Here is a 4928-nt window from a genome sequence, read left to right as displayed (position 1 = left end):
TTCCGTGAATTCTAGGTTAATCATGTTTTTAATGAGTGCTTTGCTTCTAATTATGACTCTTGAACTATATTATTGTCTTTGAGTAAAAAATGCAAGTTATAACCGTGCAAAGTATAGCATTACTTCCAGTTCATCCTTGAGCATGACCGATAAACTGGAACTACGCGGCACCCCAGAAGAAACTACCAAGTTCCCCCATTTGGGGACACGATTTATTCCCAAAAATATTGGCTATGCGTTGGTTGTTTCTGCATTGGCAGATGTGTTTGTCACCCGACTGGCCCGCAGTGGCAGAATGGTGGGCTACCAAGTGCAGCCGGTAGATGGCATTCCTCCAGATGTCAACACCATCACCTTTTTGATGAATCCTGCCTACACGATGAATGGTAGCTTGGATGGGATGACTGGCAGCATTGCCACAAGCGATCGCTTCTTCAAGCACGTTCCCGAAATGCGTAGCCAGTACGGTTCCCTTTATCCCGCTAGTTACTATCGCCTGAAAGAGGCGTATGACTTAAAACGCCAAATTGAAGCGGAAGATAAACGCCGAGAATCTTACTTCTCTAATTTTAATGTGCGTTTAGTCGATGAAATCTCTTTAGATCGGAATATCGACAGTGGACCTGCACCAACCACCATTGGAGTGCAACGGGAAGAAGACAAACCCAGTACCCAAATGACTGAGGAGGAAAAGAAAAAAGCCGAAGAGGAAAAACTGAACAATGCTAAGGCGGATGCTGCGGCGACCGTCAGTGAGAAAAGCGCCGCCGCCAAAGCAAAACAGGCCGAAATCCAAAGCAAAATTAATGACCAAGAGAAACGAGTGCAAGCCACAGAAAGTTTTGCAGGCTGGCAAAAACGGATGGAAGATATCCAAATTCGGGCGGGTAAGCGCAATATCGTCAATACCTACGTTTGGGATGCCGATGGTGGTCTGCGAACTGAAGCTCAAAGCTTTGCCAACACCGTAGAACATACCATTGGTGGCTCTTTTGGTCTGAATGCGGGTTTAGGCGTTGAAGGAAAGTTTGCTGCTGCTGCTGCTGTTGAACTCACTACCCAAGCTACGGTTAACTTAACTCAAACCATGAGCAAAACTGAAGCTCGGAGTAAGGGTTTTCAGTTGAATGTAGATCTGAGTGGTTTGGAGTATAAAGGCATCACCGATTACAACGATCGCCCGATTCTGCCCGGGGAAAAAGTAGATCGCTATCGGTTTATGAGTTTCTACCTGGAAGGAAGTACCGATAACTTCCACGACTTCTTTAACTATGTGGTCGATCCTGAATGGCTGCGTAGCAACGACGAAGAAGCGCGGGCCTTGCGTGAGACCCAAGCAGGTAAGCCCAATAAAGCCTGGCGGGTATTGCACCGGGTCACTTATGTGGAACGTCCGGCATTGATGGGCTTTGGTCGCGATGTGCGTAAATTACGCGCTGCTGCGGCAGTCAGTGACAATCAAGCATTGTTGGATAAGATTGCTAAATTGGAGGAAGAAAACCAAAAACTTGAGAAGAAACTGGATACTATCATCAGTTTGTTGAAAGGGCAGGAATAATTGCTCATTAGGGTCTGCTAAATAAATCTCAAATTAGGTGCCAGGTTTTGAACACCGGCGAGCAATTCGCCCCTACCGCTCAAAACCTGGCATTTTTATTGGCGATCGCAAAGCTCTTATGTAGGGCTTGTACCAATTCTCCAAAGTCTGACTACAGAAGTTTAATCCCCCTAAATCCCCCTTAAAAAGGGGAACTTAAAGGGGGATTTAAATTCGATGTGTAGTTTTCATTTAGAGAAATGGTATAAAATAAAGCTTTTGACCTGTTAAAGTCCGATGTTAGTGCAAGAAAATAGGATTGGGACTTTCAAAAACCTTGCATTATCCTTCTTATAGTACATCGCTTGGTACAAAAAACCAGGGCAACAAAGCCTGAAACGACCGACTCCTGACTCGGAGACTCCTGACTCCTACCCCCAGGAAAAACTTTTTCAGCAGACCCTATGTAGAGTTTGCTGAATAAATCTAAAAACCTTGTTAGATAAGGCTTTTAGACTTTTTTTCCCTCAAAAAGTGCTGACCATTGGAGTGATCGGGGGGAAATTTAGGCACTTTTTCCCTGAAAATTAGGTAATTCGCCACCTCAAAACTGGTAAAACCCCACACCCCACACCCCACACCCCACACCCTGTCCCCAGGAAAAACTTTTTGCCGCAAACCCTAATTAAGCGGTTAAATCGATTAACTTTTGTTTTAAAGTTTCCAATCCGAGGCGACGAATAGCCGAGATAAAAACAGCTTGGGGATATTTTTCCTTAGCCATTTCCAAATCCTCGCTTTTTACCTGATCCAACTTATTAAACACCATTAACATCGGACCGGTTTGAATCGGCATCTCCGAGAGGATTTTTAACACCGAGGCAATCTGACTTTCCCAAGCTGGATGGGAGAGATCCACCAGATGGAGTAATGCCTCTGCTTCCGTTACTTCCTCTAAAGTTGCCCGAAAAGCATCCACCAGCGAGGGGGGTAATTCGTGGATAAAACCCACCGTATCGGTTAGTAACAGGGTGTGAGAGACTTGGGTGAGGGAATCGGTAATAGTTAAGCGTCGGGTGGTGGGATCGAGGGTAGCAAACAGTTGATCGGCGGTGTAAACTTCGGCAGCGGTGAGAGCATTAATTAAAGTAGATTTTCCCGCATTGGTGTAACCGACGATCGCCACACTGGCTACATCTTGTTTTTGCCGTTGTTTGCGTAAACGGGAACGATGAGCTTGCAGTTGATCCACCTCATCCTGGAGACGGGATAAACGACGTTGAATAGTTCGGCGTTCTGTTTCTAATTTTGTCTCCCCCGGTCCGCGAGTGCCAATTCCTCCCCCTAATCTCGACATGGCTAATCCGCGCCCGGTGAGACGCGGTAAAGTGTATTCTAATTGGGCTAATTCTACCTGTAGTTTACCCGCTTGCGATTGGGCCCGTTGGGCGAAAATGTCCAGGATAACCTCGGTGCGATCGACCACTCTCACCCCGATTTGGTTCTCTAGATTGCGAATTTGGGCGGGAGAAAGGTCGCGATTGAATACAACTAAATTAGCCCCCGAAGTTTGCACCTGTAGGGCGATTTCTGCCACTTTTCCCGAACCGATCACTGTTTGAGGATGGGGATGATCCCGTTTTTGTCGGGTGACTTGCAAAACTTTACCCCCGGCGGTATCAACTAAACGCTCTAATTCGCTTAAACCGTCCTCAAACTGGCGATCGCTCATATCGTCGGTCATTAAACCAACCAATAGCACCCGATCTTCGGCTGTATCAACGGTTATAGCGGTAAATTCTCGCTGAAACTCCGCCTCTAGTCCTTCCACTAACTCTAAAAAGTCCTGTTTGCTTAAATCCTCTAGATTTAAGGGCGGGGAGACAGACCAGTATATATTACTATTGACATTTGTTTGACTTTGTGGTATGAGATGCGCCAGATAGACTTGCTCCACATAACCGGTCGCCCCACCACCGCGACGGATCATGCCTGTGCCAGTTAGGGTTAAGATCACCAGTGCGTCTAGTCTTTGCAAAGCCATGGCGGTTAGACTGGATTCTTTTGGCGGTTCTTGCTTGAGTTCCGTGGCGATGCAACGAATTCCGCAAAGACGTTCGGAACCGTAGCGGGGTAGTTCCAAGAGAGAAAATTGCGTTTGTCGGGGGGTTCCCACTCCCACTCGAATTACCTGGCCGCGACGGTTGATATAGGTGCAGAGGGGTTGATGGATATCGGTACTGATGGCCGCCAGTCTTTGGGCGAATTCTGGGGTGGTGAGGGTATCAATAGGCAAGCGTTCATGGTACAGCCTTTGTAGCTGTTTCATCTGACTAGCTTTTAGTCCCTGGGTATTGCCGAAGATGGTATCGATAGGCTTTCCTCGCAATTAGGATTTTATCTATATATTGTAGCGATTTTGACACTCGCTGCTCTTTCCTTTTTTGGCACGTCGCCAATGAGAACAGACAAGTCTGGGCATTTTCAGGAACAGGGAATAGACAGTGCTTCCTTCTCCAGCAAACTCAGGATATGAATCTTTATTAGCGAAAAATATGGCAAAATTTTCCACCGTCGTCAAGGATTTTTACATTTCATATTTTGCAATTTTTATAGCCAAACTCAAGTATTTACTCAATAGTAACCTTTCCTTATATTAATAAAGCAAGAATAACAAAAAGGGAGAAAATAAAAAATACAAGCATTAAAGAAACTCCCTTAGATGAATAATAACATTCTGGAACTTCAAAAATTTAGAACAGAGACCTATAACTTGATTGGACGTGCCAAAAATGTAACTTTTGAGTTAATGGACGCAGTTTTAATCACAAAAACAGCATACTGTTGGGCAGATTTTTCTCTTTCTCCTCTTAAAAAATGTGGTTCTGCCTCAACCGTAATAGATATTCCCCTAGAGGTATATCTATTAACCATTGATTTTACTTAATCTTACCATTGACTTTAATAAATCTTAAAAATACTCTAAGTTACTTATAAAAATAAAGGTACGTTAGCGACAGCGTAACACGCCCTACTTATACAACTTTTGCCAGAGGTCTAAGGCAAAGTCGTCCTAATACTAAATCCTGTTATTAAAAACTGATTATTTATTCCCCTTTTTGCCGAACGTCCGAAGTCTCACCGTTGAAGCCTTTTGCCTGAGCAGAAAACGGGTTTCTCCGAGAAACCCGTTTTCTGTGCGTTACTCAACGGATTTAGTATAAAAGGACAGGGTTTCAAACCCAGGATTTGCGGTGATACAATAAAGTTAAGCAAAATGCGATCGCAAGAGATAAAGCATGGTTCAAGCACCCATCGAACCCCAACTTTTCTATCCTGATTCCGACGGTAAACCTATGGCCGACAACACAGTTCAATATCGCTGGATTGT

3 protein-coding genes and 1 pseudogene are annotated in these 4928 nt (G+C 44.8%); 3 read left to right on the top strand and 1 reads right to left on the bottom strand.

The window, feature by feature from the left end; all coding sequences use genetic code 11:
• Nucleotides 1–142: 142 nt before the first annotated feature.
• Nucleotides 143–1558 carry a hypothetical protein gene (locus EWV60_RS08935; RefSeq protein WP_287231927.1) on the top strand — a complete coding sequence of 472 codons (1416 nt, stop codon included), beginning with the start codon at nt 143–145 and terminating at the stop codon, nt 1556–1558.
• 664 nt (nt 1559–2222) lie between these two features.
• Here EWV60_RS08935 and hflX read toward each other — a convergent pair.
• On the bottom strand, nt 2223–3926 hold the full coding sequence (hflX, locus tag EWV60_RS08930; protein ID WP_287231926.1) for a GTPase HflX: 1704 nt from the start codon (nt 3924–3926) through the stop codon (nt 2223–2225).
• Nucleotides 3927–4259: 333 nt separating this feature from the next.
• Between hflX and EWV60_RS08925 the strand changes: the two genes are divergently transcribed.
• Together EWV60_RS08925 and EWV60_RS08920 are read left to right on the top strand one after the other, a co-directional pair.
• Nucleotides 4260–4484 (top strand): PH domain-containing protein, encoded by a 225-nt coding sequence (locus EWV60_RS08925; RefSeq protein ID WP_103113414.1) that lies wholly within the window; start codon nt 4260–4262, stop codon nt 4482–4484.
• Between the two features lie 352 nt (nt 4485–4836).
• Nucleotides 4837–4928, top strand: a pseudogene (locus tag EWV60_RS08920) (Uma2 family endonuclease); the annotation flags it as partial.

The sequence above is a fragment of the Microcystis sp. Msp_OC_L_20101000_S702 genome (assembly GCF_007095705.1).
GTDB lineage: Bacteria > Cyanobacteriota > Cyanobacteriia > Cyanobacteriales > Microcystaceae > Microcystis > Microcystis ichthyoblabe_A.
The sequence above is the reverse complement of the archived record's forward strand: the minus strand, read 5'-3'. Positions and strand labels throughout refer to the sequence as shown.